Below are 18,718 nucleotides of genomic sequence, written 5' to 3' on the forward strand. Positions count from 1 at the left end.
CGGGATGCGCCTGGTCTTCGCCGGCACGCCGGCGGTCGCCGTGCCGGCCCTGGACGCGATCGCCGCCTCCGGCCACGAGCTGGTCGCCGTGGTCACCCGCCCCGACGCCCCGGCCGGCCGGGGTCGGGGGCTGCACCGCTCGCCGGTCGGCGCGTGGGCCGACGCGCACGGCGTGGAGGTGCTCACCCCGGCCCGGCCGCGCGAGCCGGAGTTCCTCGACCGGCTGCGCGCGCTCGCGCCGGACTGCGTGCCCGTGGTCGCCTACGGCGCGCTGGTGCCGCCGGTGGCACTGGAGATCCCCCGGCACGGCTGGATCAACCTGCACTTCTCGCTGCTGCCCGCCTGGCGGGGCGCGGCTCCGGTGCAGCACGCCGTGCTGCACGGCGACGAGCTGACCGGGGCCAGCGTGTTCCAACTGGAGGCGGGGCTGGACACCGGGCCGGTCTTCGGCACGGTCACCGACGAGATCCGGCCCGTCGACACGTCCGGCGACCTGCTGGAGCGGCTGGCGGGGTCCGGCGCGGGGCTGCTGGTCGCGGTGCTGGACGCGATCGGCGCCGGCACCGCCCGGGCCGAGCCGCAGCCGGCCGACGGGGTGTCGCTGGCGCCGAAGCTGACCGTGGACGACGCCCGGGTCCGCTGGACCGACCCGGCGTTCGCGGTGGACCGGCGGGTGCGGGCCTGCACGCCGGCGCCCGGCCCCTGGACCACGTTCCGCGACGACCGGGTGAAGCTCGGCCCGGTCACCCCGCTGGCGAACGGCCCCGAGCTGAAGCCGGGCGAGCTGCTGGTGGAGAAGTCCCAGGTGCTGGTGGGCACCGCGACCGGGCCGGTGCGGCTCGGCGAGGTGCGCGCGGCCGGCAAGAAGGCCATGTCGGCCGGCGACTGGGCGCGCGGCGCCCGGGTCGCCACGGGCGAGGTTTTCGCGTGAGCGCGAGGAGTGAGCCGGTGTTGCGAGCCCCGCAGTCGCGAACGAAGGGTGGCTCCGCGTGAGCGCGAGGAGTGAGCCGGTGTTGCGAGCCCCGCAGTCGCGAACGAAGGGTGGTGCCGCGTGACGGGGCCGGAGCGGCCCGTCGAGGGTGAGCGCCCGCGGGGGTTCGACCGCGGCGCCGGCGACCGGCCGCGTGGCGCGGGTCGCGGCGGTGACCGGCCGTACCGGGGCGGCGCGGACCGGCGGGGCGGGCAGCGTCCGGCCCGGCCGACCGTGGATCTGCCCCGGCACGTCGCGTACGAGGCGCTGGCGGCGGTGCACCGCGACGACGCGTACGCCAACCTGGTGCTCCCGGCGATGCTGCGCGAGGCGGGGCTGAGCGGGCGGGACGCCGCGTTCGCCACCGAGCTGACCTACGGCACGCTGCGGCACACCGGCACGTTGGACGCGATCGTCACCGACGCGGCCGGCCGGGACGTGCAGCGGATCGACCCGCCGGTGCGCGACGCGCTGCGGCTCGGGGCGTACCAGTTGCTGCACACCCGGGTGCCGGCGCACGCCGCGGTGTCGTCCACGGTGGACCTGGTCCGCATGGTGGGGCCGGGCGCGACCGGGTTCGCCAACGCGGTGCTGCGGGAGATCGCCGGCCGGGACGCCGACGCCTGGGTGGCGAAGCTCGCCCCGGCCGAGGGCGTCGATCCGATCGGTCATCTCGCGCTGGCGTACAGCCATCCGCAGTGGATCGTGCGGTCGTTCGCCGAGGCGCTCGGCGGTGACCTGGGTGAGACCACCCGTCTGCTGATCGAGGACAACGAGCGCCCGCCGGTGCACCTGTGCGCCCGGCCGGGGCGGGCCGATGCGGTGACGCTGGCCGACGAGGTCGGCGGCGCGCCCGGCGCGTTCTCGCCGTACGCGGTCTACCTGCCCGGCGGCGCGCCGGGTGACCTGGCGGCGGTGGCCGACGGGCGGGCCCACGTGCAGGACGAGGGCTCCCAACTGGTGGCGGACGCCCTGGCGAACGCGCCGGTGGACGGCCCGGACGGCCGTTGGCTGGACCTGTGCGCCGGTCCGGGCGGCAAGTCCGGCCTGCTCGGCGCGTTGGCCGCGCAGCGTGGGGCGCGGCTGACCGCGGTCGAGGTGGCGGAGCACCGGGCCCGGCTGGTCGAGCAGGCGACCCGGGGTCTGCCGGTCACGGTGCTGAACCTCGACGGGCGGGACGTCGGCGGTGACCCGAAGCTGCCGGAGGGGCACTTCGACCGGGTGCTGGTGGACGCGCCGTGCACCGGCCTGGGGGCGTTGCGTCGCCGGCCGGAGTCCCGCTGGCGCCGGCAGCCGGCGGACCTGCCGCCGTTGACCCGGTTGCAGCGCGAGCTGCTCACCGCCGCGCTGCGCGCGGTTCGTCCGGGTGGCGTGGTGGCGTACGTGACCTGTTCGCCGCACGTGGTGGAGACGCACGTGACGGTGACCGAGGCGTCCCGGCGGTGCGGTTTCCCGGTCGACTTCGTGGACGCCCGCCCGCTGCTGCCGGCCGGCATGCCCGGCCTGGGTGACGGCCCGACGGTGCAGCTCTGGCCGCACCGGCACGGCACCGACGCCATGTTCCTGGCGGTGCTCCGCCGCGGCTGACCCGCGCCCACCCTCCACCCCCACCCGTTTCCCGGCGCTGATTCACGGAAAGTGGTGGCATTCCGCGCGGCATGCCCACTCTTTCCGTGAATCAGCGGGGAGAGGCGGTGGGAGTGGCGGTGGGGGGAGGCGGGGAGGCCCGTCGGGTGCATCTCGGGTGGGGGAGGGGGGTGGTGGGATGTGACGGGCCGTTGACTAAGTGATCGATGCATGTAACTGTTCCGATCACCGGTCCTCGGCCGTCACCCCCGCCCGCACGACCCCCACGAGGAGTCTCCATGAGACGCAGTACGCCGACCACGAGCCTCGCGCTCGCCCTCGTCGCCACCCTGACGACGGCGAGCCTGGCCGGCACCGCCTCCGCTTCCGCCGCGCCCGCCCCGGCCGCCCCCGCCCCGGCCGTCGCCGCGCTCGCCGCACCGGACGTCTCGCTGACCAACGTCCAGGCCCACCTCACCCAGCTCAACTCCATCGCCAGCAGCAACGGCGGCAACCGTCGGGCCGGCTCGGCCGGCTACGCCGCCTCGGTCAGCTACGTCAAGGGCAAGCTCCAGGCCGCCGGTTACACGGTCACCGAGCAGAACTGCACCACCTGCACGTACCCGGGCAGCAACCTGATCGCCGAGTGGCCGCAGGGCCCGGCCGACCAGGTCGTCATGTTCGGCGCGCACCTGGACAGCGTCTCCGCCGGCCCCGGCATCAACGACAACGGCTCCGGCTCGGCCACGCTGCTGGAGAACGCGCTGGTGCTGGCCGCGCAGAACCCGACCATGACCAAGCGGGTCCGGTTCGCCTGGTGGAACGGCGAGGAGCAGGGCCTCCAGGGCTCGAAGCACTACGTCAACCAGCTCAGCAGCACCCAGCGGGGCTACATCAAGGGCTACTACAACTTCGACATGGTCGGCTCGCCCAACGGCGGCTACTTCATCAACCGGATCACCTCGGCCACCGCGGCGCCGCTGAAGGCGTACTGGGACTCGTTCGGCATCCAGCCGGAGGAGAACACCGAGGGACAGGGCCGCTCGGACGACTACTCGTTCGCCAACGCCGGCATCCAGACCTCCGGGTACGCGGCCGGCGCCAGCTACACCAAGACCGCCGCCCAGGCCGCCAAGTGGGGCGGCACCTCCGGCGCGGCGTACGACGGCTGCTACCACCGCTCCTGCGACACCACCAGCAACATCAACACGACGGTGCTCAACCGCAGCGCGGACGGCGTGGCGTACGCGATCTGGGCGCTCGCGGTCGGCGGCGGCACCCCGGCCAACGACTTCTCCGTCGCGGTCAGCCCCACCTCCGGCAGCGTCGCCCGGGGCGGCTCCACCACCGCCACCGTCAGCACCGCCACCACCAGCGGCAGCGCCCAGACGGTGACGTTGTCGGCCAGCGGCGCCCCGAGCGGCGTCACGGTCGGCTTCAGCCCGTCGTCGGTCACCTCCGGCGGCTCCGCCACCATGACGGTCAGCGCCTCGTCCACGGCGACCACCGGCACGTTCACGCTCACCGTCACCGGCACCGGCTCGGCCACCCGTACCGCCACCTACACGATCACGGTGACCGGCGGCAGCGGCGGCTGCACCGCCGGGCAGCTCATCGGCAACAGCAGCTTCGAGTCCGGCACCTCGCCGTGGACGACCAGCTCCGGCGTGATCACCAACGACTCCGGCCAGGCGGCCCGGACCGGGTCGTACAAGGCGTGGCTGAACGGGTACGGCTCCTCGCACACCGACACGCTCTCCCAGTCGGTGACGCTGCCGGCCGGTTGCACCAGCTACACGCTGGCGTTCTGGCTGCACATCGACTCGGCCGAGACCACCACCTCGACCGCGTACGACAAGCTGACCGTGCAGGTCGGCTCCACCACGCTGGCGACCTACTCGAACCTGAACAAGGCCACCGGCTACACCCAGCGCAGCTTCAACCTCGCCGCGTACGCCGGCCAGACGGTGACGCTCAAGTGGACCGGCGTCGAGGACGCGTCGCTCCAGACCAGCTTCGTCGTCGACGACGTGACGCTCCAGGTCGGCTGAGCGCGTGGGGCGGGGTGGGCCGACGCCCGCCCCGCCCGCGGCTCAGGTGACCGGCAGCGCCGAACCGCCGGCGCCCCGCACCGAGCGGGTCAGCGTCCGGTCGGAGACCCAGAGGAAGCACTGCACGCCCCGGTCGCCGTCGCGCCACTGCTGCTCGTACGGGTGGTAGACGATGGTGCCGGCCCGGTACTGCATCTTCCCGTCGTTCGGCACCTTGGCGTACTTCGCGATCAGCCCTCGGCACGCCTTGTGCGCCCGCAGCGAGGTGCGCTGGAACTCGGCGTAGCTGATGTCGGGCGCCTGGTAGATCCCGACGAACTCGGCGTGGTGCTTCGCGGTGCAGGCCACCGGCCGCATGGCCTGCACCTCGTCCTTGCTCAGCTTCGGGTTGAAGCAGCCCAGCGCCAGCGGTGAGCCGGGCCTGAGCGCGCCGCGCAGGCTGCCGGTGCGGGCGGCCACGTTGCCCTCGTCCAGGTCGGTCACCTCGGCGACGTCGCAGCGGTACCAGCGGGCGCCGCCGGACCAGGCCAGCGCGGACGGGAAGACCACGGAGAGCTGCAACCGCCCGGACCGCCAGTCCGCGCCGACGGCCCGGGTGACCTGCCGGGCGCACTCGGCGTGCGCGGAGCGGACGCCGGCCGAGCCGGCGCGCGGCGGCGCGGAGCGACCGGCGTCCGGGCCGCCCAGCGTGCCGACGTGCAGCGTCTCGGCGCGGTGCGAGGCGGCGCAGTCGACCGGCTGGTAGCCGCTGAGGTAGCCGACGTCGGCGACGGTCGGGTGGCAGACGTCGGCCGCCGGCACGAAGCCGACCGGGGCGGCCAGGGCCGGCCACTCGTCGGTGAGGTCGCGGTCCACCCCGGCCGGCGCGCTGCACCCGCCGACCGCCAGCACCGCCACCGCGCCCGCGGCGACCGCCGCCCACCATCGCCGCATCGCGACCGACCTCCCGCCGTCCGGAGCCGCCCGGCCGACCGGTACGCCTCGGCGACGCAGCATACGGCAACCGGGCCGGCGGCCGGTCGCACGAGGCGGCCGGCTCCCGGCGCGACGGCGGTCAGATGACCGGCAGTCCCTCCGGGCCGGCGCCCCGCATGGAACGGGTCAGTTTGCGGTCGTCGCTCCACAGGAAACAGCGCACCCCCCGGTCACCCTCCTCCCACTCCCGCTGCGACGGCGGGTAGAAGATGGACCCGGCCCGGTACGGCAGCTCGGCATTGTCCGGCACGTTGGCGAACGCGGCGATCAGCGTCATGCAGCGCCGGTGCGCGGCCGGCGCGCGCCGGGCGAACTCGGCCCAGCTCATGTCGCGTTCGGAGTAGACGCCGACGAACTCGGCCCGGTGCGGCTCGGTGCAGAGCACCGGGGCCATGTAGTTGAGGTTCGCGCCGATCAGCTTCGGGTCGAAGCAGCGGTGCACCAGCGGGTTGTCGCCGACCAGCGCGCCGCGCAGGCTGCCCACCCGGTTGACCGGCCGGGTGTTGTCGATGCTGTCGGTCTCGGCCAGGTCGCAGCGGAACCAGCGCGCGCCGGCCATCCAGGCGGTCGCCGGCGGCAGCGCGATGTTCAGGGTGAGCCGGGCGGCGTGCCAGTCCCCGCCGATCATCTCCCGGGCCCGCTGGTCGCACTCGGCGCGGGCGCCGCGCAGCTCCGGGGAGCCCGGCTCGGGCCGGGCGCCCTCGGCGGCCGAGCCGGTGAACGAGCCGACGTGCACCGCCTCGGCCAGGTGGCTGCCGGCGCAGTCCACCGTCTCGTACGTGGCCGCCTGCACCACCGCGGTGAGCCGCGGCAGGCACGCGTCGGTGGCGGGGACGAACAGTCGGGGCGCCGGCAGCGCCGCCCAGTCGTCGACGAGGTCCCCGTCGGCCCGGTGCGTCGGGGCGCAGCCGGCGAGCACCGCCGTCACGGCGCCGGCCAGCGTGAGCGCGTGGAGCCACCGTCGCATCGTCCGCTCCTTCGCCGGAGAGATGGCAACCGGTCGCCGCGGCCCGCGCGGCGTCCCCCGCGCCCGGGCGTGCAGCATATGTGACCGTCCCTGTAGGAGTTTCGTCATCTTTCAATCGATCGGCCAGTCGCCGGCGACTATTCGTGTCGATTTCCACCCCGGACGGCGGAATTCTGCACCGAAGGTGACGGGATGGTCACAGTAGGTCCTTCGTGGTGCCGCGCCGCAGCCGGGGGATGACCGCGTTCGTACACTGGCCCCGTGACCGTACCGCCGCCCGTCGTCGCGCCCAGCATCCTGGCCGCCGATTTCGCCCGCCTCGCCGACGAGGTCCGCGCCGTGGAGTCCGCCGCCGACTGGCTGCACGTGGACGTCATGGACAACCACTTCGTGCCCAACCTGACCATCGGCCTGCCGGTGGTGCAGAGCCTGCGCGCCGTCACCGAGATCCCGTTCGACGTGCACCTCATGATCGAGGACCCGCGCCGCTGGGCCCCCGGGTACGCCGACGCCGGCGCGTACAACGTCACGTTCCACGCCGAGGCGTGCGACGACCCGGTGGCGTTGGCGAAGGATTTGCGCTCGGCCGGGGCCAAGGCGGGGCTGGCGATCGACCGGGACACCCCGATCGAGCCGTACCTGGACCTGCTGCCCAGCTTCGACACGCTGCTGATCATGACGATCAAGGCCGGCTTCGGCGGCCAGCGGTTCCTGCCGGCGCTGCTGGACAAGGTCCGCGCCGCCCGCCGCCACGTCGACAGCGGCCACCTGGAGCTGCGCATCGAGGTCGACGGCGGCATCGCCGCGGACACCATCGAGCAGGCCGCCGCCGCCGGCGCCGACGCGTTCGTCGCCGGCACCGCGGTCTACGGCGCCGACGACCCGGCCGAGGCGGTACGCCGCCTGCGGGGCCTGGCGGAACGTGCGATGACCGGGGCCTGAGATGGACGCGGCCGGCGACCGACCCGACGTCATCCTGGTCGTCGACGACGACGAGGACATCGCCCGCTTCGTCGAGTTCAACCTGCGCCTGCACGGCTTCGAGGTGCTGCACGCCGCCGACGGCCAGGAGGCGCTGGAGGTGATCGAGCGGCAGCGGCCGGACCTGGCCGTGGTCGACCTCATGATGCCCCGCGTGGACGGGCTGGAACTGACCCGCCGGCTGCGCGCCGACCCGATGACCTCGGCCCTGCCGGTGATCATGCTGACCGCCAAGGGCATGACCTCCGACAAGGTCAACGGCCTCAGCGCCGGCGCGGACGACTACCTGGTCAAGCCGTTCGACACCGCCGAGCTGGTCGCCCGGGTCAGCTCCACGCTGCGTCGCAACAAGGAGTTCCGGGAGGTCTCCCCGCTGACCGGCCTGCCCGGCAACAGCCGCATCCGGCGGGAGATCAGCGACCGGGTGCGCAGCGGCGTGGACTACGCCGTCGGCTACGTCGACATCGACCGGTTCAAGAGCGTCAACGACCGGTACGGCTTCGTCCGCGGCGACGAGTTCATCTCCGCGCTGGCCCGCAGCCTGCACCGCGCCGTGGTGTCGATCGGGCTGCCGCCGGCCTTCCTCGGCCACGTCGGCGGCGACGACTTCGTCATCGTCTGCGCCCCGACCCAGGTCCGGCCGCTGACCAGCCGGGCGGTGGTCGACTTCGAGAACGCCGCCGACACGCTCTACGACCCGACCGACCGGGAACGCGGCTTCGTCGAGCTGAAGGACCGGCGGGGCAACATCCGCCGGGCCGCGCTGGTCACGCTCTCCATCGGCGTGTCGCTGTCCGACAGCGGCAAGCGGTTCACCGACCCGCTGGAGGCCATCGCCGTGGCCTCGGAGATGAAGACGGTGGCCAAGAGCCAACCCGGGTCGTACGTCGCGGTCGACCGCCGCCGCGGCGTTACGTGATCGTGCGGTCCTGCTGTGAGGTAGCTCGCGCGGGTGGCGCGCGCCGCCGCGGAACGTGTAAGACTTCCGGAGTACCCACCACGCGCTGGCGGGGCTCGGTGAAATTCCGAACCGGCGGTGATCCACGGTCCGACCGTGGTAAGCCCGCGACCCGGACGGCTTCGGCCGAACGGTGGACCTGGTGAGAATCCGGGGCCGACGGTTGGGGTGCGGCTCGTCCGCTCCCCAGAAAGTCCGGATGGGAGACAGCGCGCGGAACGGGGGAGGCCCTGCCGGCCGCTGAGCACCCTCAGCCGCGCCCGTGGGCTCCCCGGGGTCGGCTGACGCCGTCCCCGGGTTCTCCGCCGCCGCGTGTCCGCGGCCCTCGTGCCGTCGCTCCCCACCCCGCCCGCGCGTGACCGGCGAGCGGAAGGGCAGGGCGGGCCATGGCGAGCGTCTCCGTCGACGAGGCGATGCGTCGCGCCGTCGCGCTGGCCGCCCGCGGCCTCGGCGCCACCAGCCCCAACCCGGTCGTCGGCTGCGTGCTGCTCGATCCCGACGGCGAGGTCGTCGGCGAGGGCTTCCACGCGTACGCCGGCGGGCCGCACGCCGAGATCGTCGCGCTGGCGCAGGCCGGCACCCGGGCCCGCGGCGGCACCGCGGTGGTCACCCTGGAACCGTGCGACCACACCGGCCGCACCGGCCCCTGTAGCCACGCGCTCATCGCCGCCGGCGTCACCCGCGTGGTGATCGCCGTGCCCGACCCGAACCCGGTGGCCTCCGGCGGCGCGGCCACGCTGCGCGCCGCCGGGGTCCAGGTCGCGTTCGGGGTACGCGCCGAGGAGGCCGAGGCCGGCAACGTCGCGTGGCTCACCTCGATGCGCCGCGGCTGGCCGTACCTGATCTGGAAGTACGCGGCCACGCTCGACGGGCGCTCCGCCGCCGCCGACGGCACCAGCATGTGGATCACCTCGGAGGCGGCCCGCACCGACGTGCACGCGCTGCGCGGCACCGTCGACGCGGTGCTCGCCGGGGTGGGCACCGTGCTCACCGACGACCCCCGGCTCACCGCCCGCAACCTGCGCGACGGCACGCTCGCCATCCGGCAGCCGCTGCGGGTGGTGGTGGACAGCTCGGGGCGTACCCCGGTCGACGCCCGGGTCCGCGACGGCGCGGCCCGGACCTGGGTGGCCACCGCCGCGGAGGTCGGGGCCGGCCCGGACGGCCGGGTCGACCTTCCGGCGCTCCTGGCCGAGCTGCACCACCGCGGCGTGCGGGCCGCGCTGCTGGAGGGCGGTCCCACGCTGGCCGGCGCGTTCCTCGCCGCCGGCCTGATCGACAAGATCGTCGGCTACGTCGCGCCGAAGCTGCTCGGCGCCGGTCCGACCGCGCTGGGCCACGCCGGCGTGACGTCCATCGCCGACGCCGTCGACCTGGAGATCACCGACGTTACGCAGGTCGGTCCCGACCTGCGGATCACCGCGCTGCCCCGGAAGAGGGAGGCCTGACATGTTCACCGGCATCGTCGAGGAGCTGGGCGAGATCGTCCGGAGCACCGAGACCGGCGACGACTCGGCGCTGGTCGCCATCCGCGGCCCGCTCGTCACCTCGGACGCCCGGCACGGCGACTCCATCGCGGTCAACGGGGTCTGCCTGACCGTGGTCGACGTCGACGGCGGCGTCTTCACCGCCGACGTGATGGGTGAGACGCTGCGCCGCACCGCGCTCGGGGCGCTGCGCCCCGGCGACGCGGTCAACCTGGAACGGGCCGCGGCGCTGAACAGCCGGCTCGGCGGGCACCTCGTGCAGGGGCACGTCGACGGCGTCGGCGAGGTCATCGGCCGGGAGCCGGCCGCGCAGTGGGAGACGGTCCGGTTCCGGCTGCCCGCCGAGCTGGCCCGCTACGTGGTGGAGAAGGGCTCGATCACCGTCGACGGCGTGTCGCTGACCGTCGCGGAGGTGGGCGACGACTGGTTCTCGGTCGGCCTGATCCCCACCACGCTCAAACTCACCGTGCTCGGCGGCAGACAGGTCGGCGACCCGGTCAACCTGGAGGTGGACGTGCTGGCCAAGTACGTCGAGCGACTGCTGGGCGGTGCCCGGTGACCGGCCCGCTCGGCTGGCTGCTCGACGCCCAGGTGCACGTCGTCGGCTCGCCGGTGCTGGTCCGGGAGATCGTCGGCAACGTCTTCGGGCTCGTCTCGGCGCTGCTCGGGCTGCGCCGGGTGGTCTGGGCCTGGCCGGTCGGCATGATCGGCAACGGGCTGCTGTTCACCGTGTTCCTCGGCGGCGTCTTCGCCACCCCGCAGGCGCACGACCTCTACGGCCAGGCCGGCCGGCAGGTCTTCTTCTTCGCGGTGAGCGTCTACGGCTGGTGGCGCTGGTCGCGCAACCGCCGGTCCGGCGACGGCGCGGAGCCGGCCGTGGTGCCGCGCTGGGCGACCGGCCGGGAACGGCTGGGCCTGCTCGTCGCCGCCGCCGTGGGCACCGCCGCCGCCTATCCGGTGCTGGCCGCGCTCGGCTCGTGGGGGCCGCTGCCGGACGCCTGGATCCTGGTCGGCAGCCTGCTCGCCACGTACGGCATGGCCCGCGGCTGGGTGGAGTTCTGGCTGGTCTGGATCGCCGTCGACGCGGTCGGCGTGCCCCTGCTGCTACGCGGCGGCTTCTACCCGTCGGCCGCCATGTACCTGGTCTACGGCGCGTTCTGCGCGGCCGGCTTCTACGCCTGGTGGCGCACCTCGCGGACCGCGACGCGGACCCGGATCCCGGCGACGTACTCGGAGGTCGTGGCATGAACAGCTTCGGTTCGATCGAACAGGCGGTGGCGGACGTCGCCGCCGGCCGCCCGGTGGTCGTGGTCGACGACGAGGGCCGGGAGAACGAGGGTGACCTGATCTTCGCGGCCGAGCTGGCCACCCCGGAGCTGGTCGCGTTCATGGTCCGCCACACCTCGGGCTACATCTGCGTGCCGTTGACCGAGGCCGAGTGCGACCGGCTGGACCTGCCGCCGATGCACCACACCAACCAGGACCGGCGCGGCACCGCGTACACGGTGACGGTGGACGCCCGCGAGGGCGTCAGCACGGGCATCTCGGCCGCCGACCGGTCGCACACGATCCGGCTGCTCGCCGACGCCGGCACCGACCCGACCGACCTGGCCCGCCCCGGCCACGTGGTGCCGCTGCGCGCCCGCGCCGGCGGGGTGCTGCGCCGGCCCGGGCACACCGAGGCGGCGGTGGACCTGACCCGGCTGGCCGGGCTGCGTCCGGCCGGGGTGCTCTGCGAGCTGGTCAACGACGACGGCACCATGATGCGCGTGCCGGACCTGGAGAAGTTCTGCGCCGAGCACGGGCTGACGCTGATCACCATCGCCGACCTGATCGCGTACCGGCGGCGGACCGAGAAGCAGGTGGAGCTGGTCGCCGAGGCGCGGATGCCCACGCCGTACGGCGTCTTCACGGCGCTCGGCTACCGTGCCGAACACGACCCGGCCGAGCACGTCGCGCTGGTCTTCGGCGACCTCGGCGACGGCCGGGACGTGCTGGTCCGGGTGCACTCCGAGTGCCTCACCGGGGACGTGTTCGGTTCGCTGCGCTGTGACTGCGGCCCGCAGTTGCAGAGCGCGCTGGCCCGGGTCGCCCGGGAGGGCCGCGGGGTGGTGCTCTACGTGCGCGGGCACGAGGGGCGCGGCATCGGCCTGCTGCACAAGCTCCAGGCGTACCAGTTGCAGGACCAGGGGCGTGACACCGTGGACGCGAACCTCGACCTGGGGCTGCCGGCCGACGCGCGGGACTACGGCACCGGCGCGCAGATCCTGTACGACCTCGGCGTCCGCTCGATGCGGCTGCTGACCAACAACCCGGCCAAGCGGGCCGGCCTGGAGGGGTACGGCCTGACCGTGACCGGCCGGGAGGGGTTGCCCGTGTCGTCGAACCCGGAGAACGTGCGCTACCTGCGCACCAAGCGGGACCGGATGGGCCACCTGCTGGACGGGCTGGACGGGCTGGACGAGGTGACCGAGGCGCCGATGGGCCGTCCGGTCGCCGGTGACGAGATCGGAGCGTAGGACGATGGCGGGTTTCGGGGAGCCGGGCGTCACCGCGGTCGACGCCGCCGGGCTGACCGTCGGTGTGGTGGCCGCGCGCTGGCACGGCGAGCTGACCGATCACATGGTGGAGCGCGCGGTGGCCGCCGCGCAGGCGTGCGGCGCGCGGGCCGTGGTGGCCCGGGTGGCCGGCTCGGTGGAGCTGCCGGTGGTGGCGCAGGCGATGGCCCGCCGCCACGACGTGGTGGTCGCGCTCGGCGTGGTGGTACGCGGCGCGACCGCCCATTTCGACTACGTCTGCCGGTCGGTCACCGACGGGCTGACCCGGGTGGCGCTGGACGAGGGCAAGCCGGTGGCGCACGGGGTGCTCACGGTGGACACCATCGAGCAGGCCCGGGACCGGGCCGGGCTGCCCGGCTCGGCCGAGGACAAGGGCTGGGCCGCCACCGTGGCCGCGCTGGACGCCGCACTGGCCGTCCGCGCACTGGACGCCGCCGGCGCCCACCGCGTGGGCTTCGCCTGACCGCCTGACCGCCTGACCGCGCTCGGTGGCGGGTCGGCGCCCGACATGGCGTGCCGCTCAGGCTACGAACTTGATGGCGTGGATGAGTCGCCCGAGGCCGCCTGCGGTCTCGGGCGTGGGCCTTGGGCGTGGGCCTCGGGGATGGGGCTTGGGCGTGGGCCTTGGGCGTGGGCCTTGGGCGTGGGGCTCGGGCGTGGGCCTGCCTTGGGCGTGGGCCTGCCTTGGGCGTGGGCCTGCCTTGGGCGTGGGCCGGGAACCGGCCCCGCCCTCGGGTGGGCGCTTCGGCCGCTGCCGCTGTTCGTCGTCCCGGCTGACTCGTCCGTGCCATCAAGTTCGTAGCGCACCATCCGCGATATCCGGCCCGCCGCCAAGGCCCTCATGGCCTGCCCCGGCACCGGCTCCGGCCCGACGTCGTCGGGAGCCGCGAACGCGTCGCCCGTCGTCGGGTCCCGCCGGGCGGCCAGGAGCGAGTGAGAGCCAGGCGACGCGGGTGGACCCGGTGGGCACGCGTGCCCGGGGCGGCTGGAAGAATCGCGTTCCGTGAAGACGTTCGAGGAGTTGTTCGCCGAGCTGCAGGCCAAGGCCGCCGCCGGCACCCCGGGCTCGGGCACGGTCGACGCGCTCGCCAAGGGCGTGCACTTCATCGGCAAGAAGGTCGTCGAGGAGGCGGCCGAGTCGTGGATGGCGGCCGAGCACGAGGGTCCGGAACGGGCCGCCGAGGAGATCTCCCAGCTGCTCTACCAGGCGCAGGTGCTGATGCTGGCCACCGGCCTGGAGCTGAAGGACGTCTACCGACATCTCTGAGTGCCCGTCCGCTGATCATCCGATCGAACGAAGGAGCACTCCCATGCTGCGTGTCGCCGTACCCAACAAGGGCGCCCTGGCCGAGTCGGCCGCCGGGATGCTGCGCGAGGCGGGCTACCGCCAGCGCACCGACCCGAAGGACCTGGTCTGCCGGGACGAGCCCAACGACATCGAGTTCTTCTACCTGCGCCCCAAGGACATCGCCACCTACGTCGGCTCGGGCGACCTGGACGTCGGCATCACCGGGCGGGACCTGCTGATCGACTCCGGCGCGCCGGCCGAGGAGGTGGTGGACCTCAACTTCGGGCGGGCCACCTTCCGGTTCGCCGCCCGCCCCGACGACGTCGCCTCCGTCCAGCAGCTCGGCGGGCACCGGATCGCCACCGCGTACCCGGGTCTGGTCGAGCGGCACCTGGCCGAGCTGGACGTCAAGGCCGAGGTGATCCGGCTCGACGGGGCGGTGGAGAACGCCATCCGCCTCGGCGTGGCCGACGTGGTCGCCGACGTGGTGGAGACCGGCGCCACGCTGCGCCAGGCCGGGCTGGTGGTGTTCGGCGAGCCGCTGCTGCGTTCCTCGGCGGTGCTGGTGCGGCGGGCCGGCGCGTCCGGCAGCGCCCAGCAGGAGCAGCTCGAACGCCGGCTGCACGGCGTGCTGGTCGCCCGCCGCTACGTGATGCTCGCCTACGACGTGCCGGCCGGGCTGCTCGACCGGGCCAGCTCGCTCACCCCGGGCATCGAGTCGCCGACCGTCTCGCCGCTGCACCGGGAGGGCTGGGTCGCGGTGCAGGCGATGGTGCTCCGCGACGACGTCCACCGGATCATGGACGAGCTGTACGAGTTGGGCGCCCGGGCGATCCTGGTCACCAACATCCACGCCTGCCGCCTGTGAGGCCGCTGCCGCTCCCGGCCGCGTTGACAGTCGTCGTCCTGGCCGGTGTGGCCTCGGCCGCGCAGGGCGTGGTCAACGCCGAGCTGGGCGCGCGGACCGACGCCCCGGTCCTGGGCGCGGTGGCGAACAACGTGGTCGGCTGCCTGGCCGTGCTGGTCGGGCTGGCGGTGGTGCCGTCGATGCGGGCCGGGCTGGCCGCGCTGCGCCGGGCCGGCCTGCCCTGGTGGTCGTACCTGGGCGGGGTGGGCGGCGCGGTGGTCGTGCTGACCGCGCCGGTGGTGGTGCCGGTGCTCGGGGTGGCCGTGTTCACCATCGCCCAGGTGGCCGGCGGCAGCCTCGGTGGACTGGCCGTCGACCGGGCCGGGCTGGCCGCGGCCGGCCGACTGCGGCTCACCGCGCCCCGGGTGGCCGGCGCGCTGCTCGGCATCGGCGCGGTGGCGCTCGCGCAGCTCGGCCGGCCGGTGGGTGACCTGGCGATCGGTCTGGTGCTGCTCTCCGTGGTCGGCGGGTTGGCGGTGGCGTTCCAGTCCGCGCTCAACGGGCGGGTCGCGGCCGGGGTCGGGCCGGCCGCCGGGCTCGCGGTCAACTTCGTGGTCAGCACGTCGGTGATCGGCGCGGTGGCGCTGCTGGCCGGCGCGTTCGCCGGCCCGCCACGCTGGCCGACCGAGTGGTGGCTCTACACGGGCGGCCTGTTCGGCGTCGGCATCGTGCTCGCGCTGCTGGTCGGGGTGCGCGCCGCCGGGGTGCTGCGGACCGGCCTGGCGCTGGTGGCCGGGCAGCTCGGCGGCGCGCTGCTGCTGGACCTGGCGCTGCCCGACGGACCCGGCGTCCGGCTGCCGGTGCTGGCCGGCGCCGTGCTCACGCTGCTGGCGCTGCTGGTGGCGGGCGTCCGGCGGCGCGCTCCGGCCCGTGTGGCGGCCGAACGCGAGCGCGAGCCGGATGGCAGACTGGTCGGGTGAGCGATTCCGTGGTGACCGTGCGGCCCCGCCGCGTCCGGGTGGTCTGCTGGGCGGCGGCCGTCACGCTGCTGGTGGTGTTCAGCCTCGTCGCGACGTCCCTGACCGGCGCGACCGGCGACGGCTACGGCTCGTTCCAGCGCGGCGACCAGTTCGCCATGATCGGCCTGGGCGTCTTCGGCGCGCTCGGCTTCCTGCTGTTCACCCGTCCCCGCGTGGTCGCCGACGCCAGGGGCGTCCGGGTACGCAACGTGATCGGCTCCTACGAGCTGCCGTGGGAGGTGATCCGCGGGGTCCGGTTCGACCGGGGCGCCCCGTGGGCCAGCCTGGAGCTGCACGACGACGACCTGCTGCCGATGGTGGCGCTCCAGGCCGCCGACAAGGAGAGCGCGGTCGAGGCGGTCCGCGCGCTGCGCCGCCTGCACCAGGCGCACCTGGCCACGCTGGCCGCCGGGCAGTCCGCGCCTCGCTGACCTGGGGGCCCGATTTGGGTGGGCCTGGGCCGAGGGTGTAGTGTTGCGGGGTCGACCAGACTGCCCCCGTCCCTGACGTGCGGGCAGTCGCTGAAGCGGAGCGCCCGCTCCCACCCGAGTCGCCGTCCAGGTGTCCGGGTCCGGTCCCCGGTTTCGGGCACGTCCCGATCCCGGATGCGCGATCCTGTGATCGTGCCGACCGGTCGAGTGGGCCCTGGCATACGCCGGGGCCTTCTGCTTTCCGGGTCGGCTCCCGCCCGGGAGCCCGCGGAGTCGGCACCGTAGGACACTCGACTCGAGGAGGCCCCATCAGCGTCGAACCACGCGTGAACGAGCAGATCCGGGCACGTGAGGTCCGACTGGTCGGCCCTGAGGGTGAGCAGGTGGGCATCGTCCCGCTGGAGCGCGCCCTGCAGCTGGCCGCGGACGTCGACCTGGACCTGGTCGAGGTTGCGCCGATGGCGCGCCCGCCGGTGTGCAAGCTCATGGACTTCGGCAAGTTCAAGTACGAGAGCGCACTCAAGGCGCGCGAAGCGCGGCGTAACCAGCAGCAGACCGTCATCAAGGAAATGAAGCTCCGGCCGAAGATCGACCCGCACGACTACGAGACCAAGAAGGGTCACGTGGTGCGGTTCCTCAAGGCGGGCGACAAGGTCAAGGTGACGATCATGTTCCGCGGTCGCGAGCAGAGCCGCCCGGAGCTGGGTTACCGGCTCCTGCGCCGGCTCGAGTCCGAGATCACGGACCTGGGATACGTCGAGGCCGCCCCGAAGCAGGACGGCCGAAACATGATCATGGTTCTCGCTCCGCACCGGGCCGTCAAGGCCTCCGCGGTCGCCGCCACGGCGTCCCGCGGTGGGCCCCGGGACCGGGCCGCGGAGGAGTCGGCAGCCCCGGCAGGTGGCGAGACCCCGGCGGCCGGCGAGACCGCAGCAGCCGGTGAGACCGGCCCGACCGCTGACACCAGCGGCCAGTAACAGGGAGAGACGTTCCACATGCCGAAGATGAAGAGCCACACGGGTACGGGCAAGCGGGTCAAGGTGACCGGCTCGGGCAAGATCGTTGCCCAGCAGGCCGGCCTCCGCCACAAGCTGGAGAAGAAGCCCTCCACCCAGACCCGCCGGCTGACCGGCACCGTCGAGCTGGCCAAGGCCGACGTGAAGCGCATCAAGAAGCTGCTCGGCCGCTGACGCGCGCCACCTGAACCGAAGAAGGAGTTGAGATGGCACGCGTCAAGCGGGCTGTGAACGCCCAGAAGAAGCGTCGTACCCTGCTGGAGACCGCGAGCGGTTACCGCGGTCAGCGCTCCCGGCTCTACCGCAAGGCCAAGGAGCAGGTGCTGCACTCGATGCAGTACTCCTACCGGGACCGTCGCGACCGCAAGGGCGACTTCCGGCAGCTCTGGATCCAGCGGATCAACGCCGGCGCCCGGGCCAACGGGATGACCTACAACCGGCTGATCCAGGGCCTGCGCCTGGCCGGCATCGAGGTCGACCGCAAGATCCTGGCCGACCTGGCCGTCAACGACGCCGCCGCGTTCGCGGCGATCGTCGAGCTGGCCCGCGCCGCCGTGGCGGCCGAGGGCACCGGTGGCGCCGCGGCCCAGGCCGCCTGACCCACCTGTACGCGGCCGAGGCCGCCTGACCCACCCGTACGGCAGATCGAGGCGTCTCCCATGCAGTCACCGTCGCAGGGGAGACGCCTCGACGCCGTCTCCGGCCCGTTCACCCCGCGTACCCCGAGGGTCGTGGCGGCCCGCCGGCTGCACCGCCGGCGCGACCGCGACCAGGCCGGCCGCTTTCTGGCCGAGGGGCCGCAGGCCGTCCGGGAGGCGCTCGCCCGCGCCGCCACGGTGGTCGAGCTGTTCGGCACCCCGACCGCGCTGGACCGGCACGCCGACCTCGCCGCCGTCGCCGCCCGCGCCGACGTGCCGGTCTCCGAGGTCACCGACGAGGCCCTCGCCGCGCTCACCGAGACCGTGGCCCCGCAGGGCCTGGTGGCGGTCTGCCGGCACCTCGACGTACCGCTGGCCGAGGCCGTGGCGCGCGGCCCGCGACTGGTCGCGGTGCTCGCCGGGATCCGCGACCCGGGCAACGCCGGAACGGTGCTGCGCACCGCCGACGCGGCCGGCGCGGGCGCGGTGGTGTTCGCCGGCGAGGCGGTCGACCCCTACAACGGCAAGTGCGTGCGGGCCTCCGCCGGCAGCCTGTTCCACGTCGACGTGGTGCGCGCCGCCGACCCGCTCGCGGCCGTCGACGCGCTGCGGGCCGCCGGCCTGACGATCCTGGCCACCACCGGGTACGGCGACAGCGACCTCGACGACCTCGCCGACGCCGGCCGGCTCGCCGCGCCGACCGCGTGGCTGTTCGGCTCCGAGGCGCACGGCCTGCCCGAGGAACTGACCGCGGTCGCCGACGCCCGGGTCCGGGTGCCGCTGCACGGGCGCGCCGAGAGCCTCAATCTGGCTGCGGCGGCGGCCGTGTGCCTGTATTCTTCGGCCAGAGCACTGCGTGCCCCCAAGGCCACGCGGCACACCGCAGGGGAGTCCGACTCGTGAGGAACGCGCCACGGCGTTCGTTTAGCCAGCCCGCCGGTGTCGGCGGGCGGCAGGTCTGACCCT

General features: G+C 74.3%; 20 protein-coding genes and 1 riboswitch. Of the genes, 18 read left to right on the forward strand and 2 right to left on the reverse strand.

From position 1 onward, the window contains the following. Positions 1-4 precede the first annotated feature (4 nt). From fmt to ACIA6B_RS05205, 3 genes are all read left to right on the forward strand, one after another. Entirely contained in the window at positions 5-931 is a 927-nt protein-coding gene (gene fmt / locus ACIA6B_RS05195) for a methionyl-tRNA formyltransferase (protein ID WP_396771231.1), read from the forward strand. 120 nt (positions 932-1,051) lie between these two features. Further along, entirely contained in the window at positions 1,052-2,557 is a 1,506-nt protein-coding gene (locus tag ACIA6B_RS05200; protein ID WP_396771134.1) for an RsmB/NOP family class I SAM-dependent RNA methyltransferase, read from the forward strand. 278 nt (positions 2,558-2,835) lie between these two features. Next, entirely contained in the window at positions 2,836-4,587 is a 1,752-nt protein-coding gene (locus ACIA6B_RS05205) for a M28 family peptidase (protein ID WP_396771136.1), read from the forward strand. Between the two features lie 42 nt (positions 4,588-4,629). Here ACIA6B_RS05205 and ACIA6B_RS05210 read toward each other — a convergent pair whose 3' ends face one another. Together ACIA6B_RS05210 and ACIA6B_RS05215 are read right to left on the reverse strand one after the other, a co-directional pair. Then, positions 4,630-5,520 carry a septum formation family protein gene (locus ACIA6B_RS05210; protein ID WP_396771138.1) on the reverse strand — a complete coding sequence of 297 codons (891 nt, stop codon included), beginning with the start codon at positions 5,518-5,520 and terminating at the stop codon, positions 4,630-4,632. Between the two features lie 121 nt (positions 5,521-5,641). After that, positions 5,642-6,529 (reverse strand): septum formation family protein, encoded by an 888-nt coding sequence (locus tag ACIA6B_RS05215; protein WP_396771140.1) that lies wholly within the window; start codon positions 6,527-6,529, stop codon positions 5,642-5,644. A 261-nt stretch (positions 6,530-6,790) separates the two neighbouring features. Here ACIA6B_RS05215 and rpe point away from each other — a divergent pair, with 261 nt between their 5' ends. The 15 genes from rpe (at position 6,791) to ACIA6B_RS05290 (ending at position 18,655) form a co-directional block, all read left to right on the forward strand. Continuing rightward, positions 6,791-7,471 (forward strand): ribulose-phosphate 3-epimerase, encoded by a 681-nt coding sequence (gene rpe / locus ACIA6B_RS05220; protein WP_107160083.1) that lies wholly within the window; start codon positions 6,791-6,793, stop codon positions 7,469-7,471. Position 7,472: 1 nt separating this feature from the next. After that, entirely contained in the window at positions 7,473-8,429 is a 957-nt protein-coding gene (locus ACIA6B_RS05225) for a response regulator (RefSeq protein ID WP_396771142.1), read from the forward strand. An 80-nt stretch (positions 8,430-8,509) separates the two neighbouring features. Then, a riboswitch (FMN riboswitch) is annotated at positions 8,510-8,683 on the forward strand. A gap of 171 nt (positions 8,684-8,854) precedes the next feature. Beyond that, the gene (gene ribD / locus ACIA6B_RS05230; protein ID WP_396771144.1) at positions 8,855-9,916 is read left to right on the forward strand and encodes a bifunctional diaminohydroxyphosphoribosylaminopyrimidine deaminase/5-amino-6-(5-phosphoribosylamino)uracil reductase RibD; all 1,062 of its coding nucleotides are present in this window, start codon (positions 8,855-8,857) and stop codon (positions 9,914-9,916) included. A gap of 1 nt (position 9,917) precedes the next feature. Beyond that, positions 9,918-10,514 (forward strand): riboflavin synthase, encoded by a 597-nt coding sequence (locus ACIA6B_RS05235; RefSeq protein ID WP_396771146.1) that lies wholly within the window; start codon positions 9,918-9,920, stop codon positions 10,512-10,514. Then, entirely contained in the window at positions 10,511-11,203 is a 693-nt protein-coding gene (pnuC, locus tag ACIA6B_RS05240; protein WP_396771148.1) for a nicotinamide riboside transporter PnuC, read from the forward strand. The genes ACIA6B_RS05235 and pnuC overlap by 4 nt, the downstream gene beginning before the upstream one ends. After that, positions 11,200-12,474, forward strand: coding sequence for a bifunctional 3,4-dihydroxy-2-butanone-4-phosphate synthase/GTP cyclohydrolase II (locus tag ACIA6B_RS05245; RefSeq protein ID WP_396771150.1), 1,275 nt, complete (start codon positions 11,200-11,202; stop codon positions 12,472-12,474). Before pnuC ends, ACIA6B_RS05245 begins: the two co-directional genes overlap by 4 nt. 4 nt (positions 12,475-12,478) lie before the next feature. Next, positions 12,479-12,976 carry a 6,7-dimethyl-8-ribityllumazine synthase gene (ribH, locus tag ACIA6B_RS05250; RefSeq protein WP_396771152.1) on the forward strand — a complete coding sequence of 166 codons (498 nt, stop codon included), beginning with the start codon at positions 12,479-12,481 and terminating at the stop codon, positions 12,974-12,976. 522 nt (positions 12,977-13,498) lie between these two features. Next, positions 13,499-13,780 carry a phosphoribosyl-ATP diphosphatase gene (locus ACIA6B_RS05255; protein ID WP_396771233.1) on the forward strand — a complete coding sequence of 94 codons (282 nt, stop codon included), beginning with the start codon at positions 13,499-13,501 and terminating at the stop codon, positions 13,778-13,780. A gap of 43 nt (positions 13,781-13,823) precedes the next feature. Next, positions 13,824-14,669, forward strand: a complete 846-nt coding sequence (hisG, locus tag ACIA6B_RS05260) for an ATP phosphoribosyltransferase (RefSeq protein ID WP_396771154.1) — start codon at positions 13,824-13,826, stop codon at positions 14,667-14,669. Next, positions 14,666-15,628, forward strand: a complete 963-nt coding sequence (locus ACIA6B_RS05265; protein WP_396771156.1) for a DMT family transporter — start codon at positions 14,666-14,668, stop codon at positions 15,626-15,628. Before hisG ends, ACIA6B_RS05265 begins: the two co-directional genes overlap by 4 nt. Then, positions 15,625-16,098, forward strand: coding sequence for a PH domain-containing protein (locus ACIA6B_RS05270; RefSeq protein ID WP_396771158.1), 474 nt, complete (start codon positions 15,625-15,627; stop codon positions 16,096-16,098). The genes ACIA6B_RS05265 and ACIA6B_RS05270 overlap by 4 nt, the downstream gene beginning before the upstream one ends. A 326-nt stretch (positions 16,099-16,424) precedes the next feature. Next, on the forward strand, positions 16,425-17,075 hold the full coding sequence (gene infC / locus ACIA6B_RS05275; RefSeq protein ID WP_091263828.1) for a translation initiation factor IF-3: 651 nt from the start codon (positions 16,425-16,427) through the stop codon (positions 17,073-17,075). Positions 17,076-17,093: 18 nt separating this feature from the next. Beyond that, positions 17,094-17,288: a 50S ribosomal protein L35 gene (gene rpmI, locus ACIA6B_RS05280; protein WP_107160101.1), complete on the forward strand. Its 195-nt coding sequence runs from the start codon at positions 17,094-17,096 to the stop codon at positions 17,286-17,288. A gap of 32 nt (positions 17,289-17,320) precedes the next feature. After that, entirely contained in the window at positions 17,321-17,713 is a 393-nt protein-coding gene (gene rplT, locus ACIA6B_RS05285; protein WP_130400362.1) for a 50S ribosomal protein L20, read from the forward strand. Positions 17,714-17,773: 60 nt separating this feature from the next. Beyond that, entirely contained in the window at positions 17,774-18,655 is an 882-nt protein-coding gene (locus tag ACIA6B_RS05290) for a TrmH family RNA methyltransferase (RefSeq protein WP_396771161.1), read from the forward strand. The last annotated feature ends 63 nt before the right edge of the window (positions 18,656-18,718 follow it).

This window comes from Micromonospora sp. NPDC051141, from assembly GCF_044455765.1.
Classification (GTDB): Bacteria; Actinomycetota; Actinomycetes; order Mycobacteriales; family Micromonosporaceae; genus Micromonospora.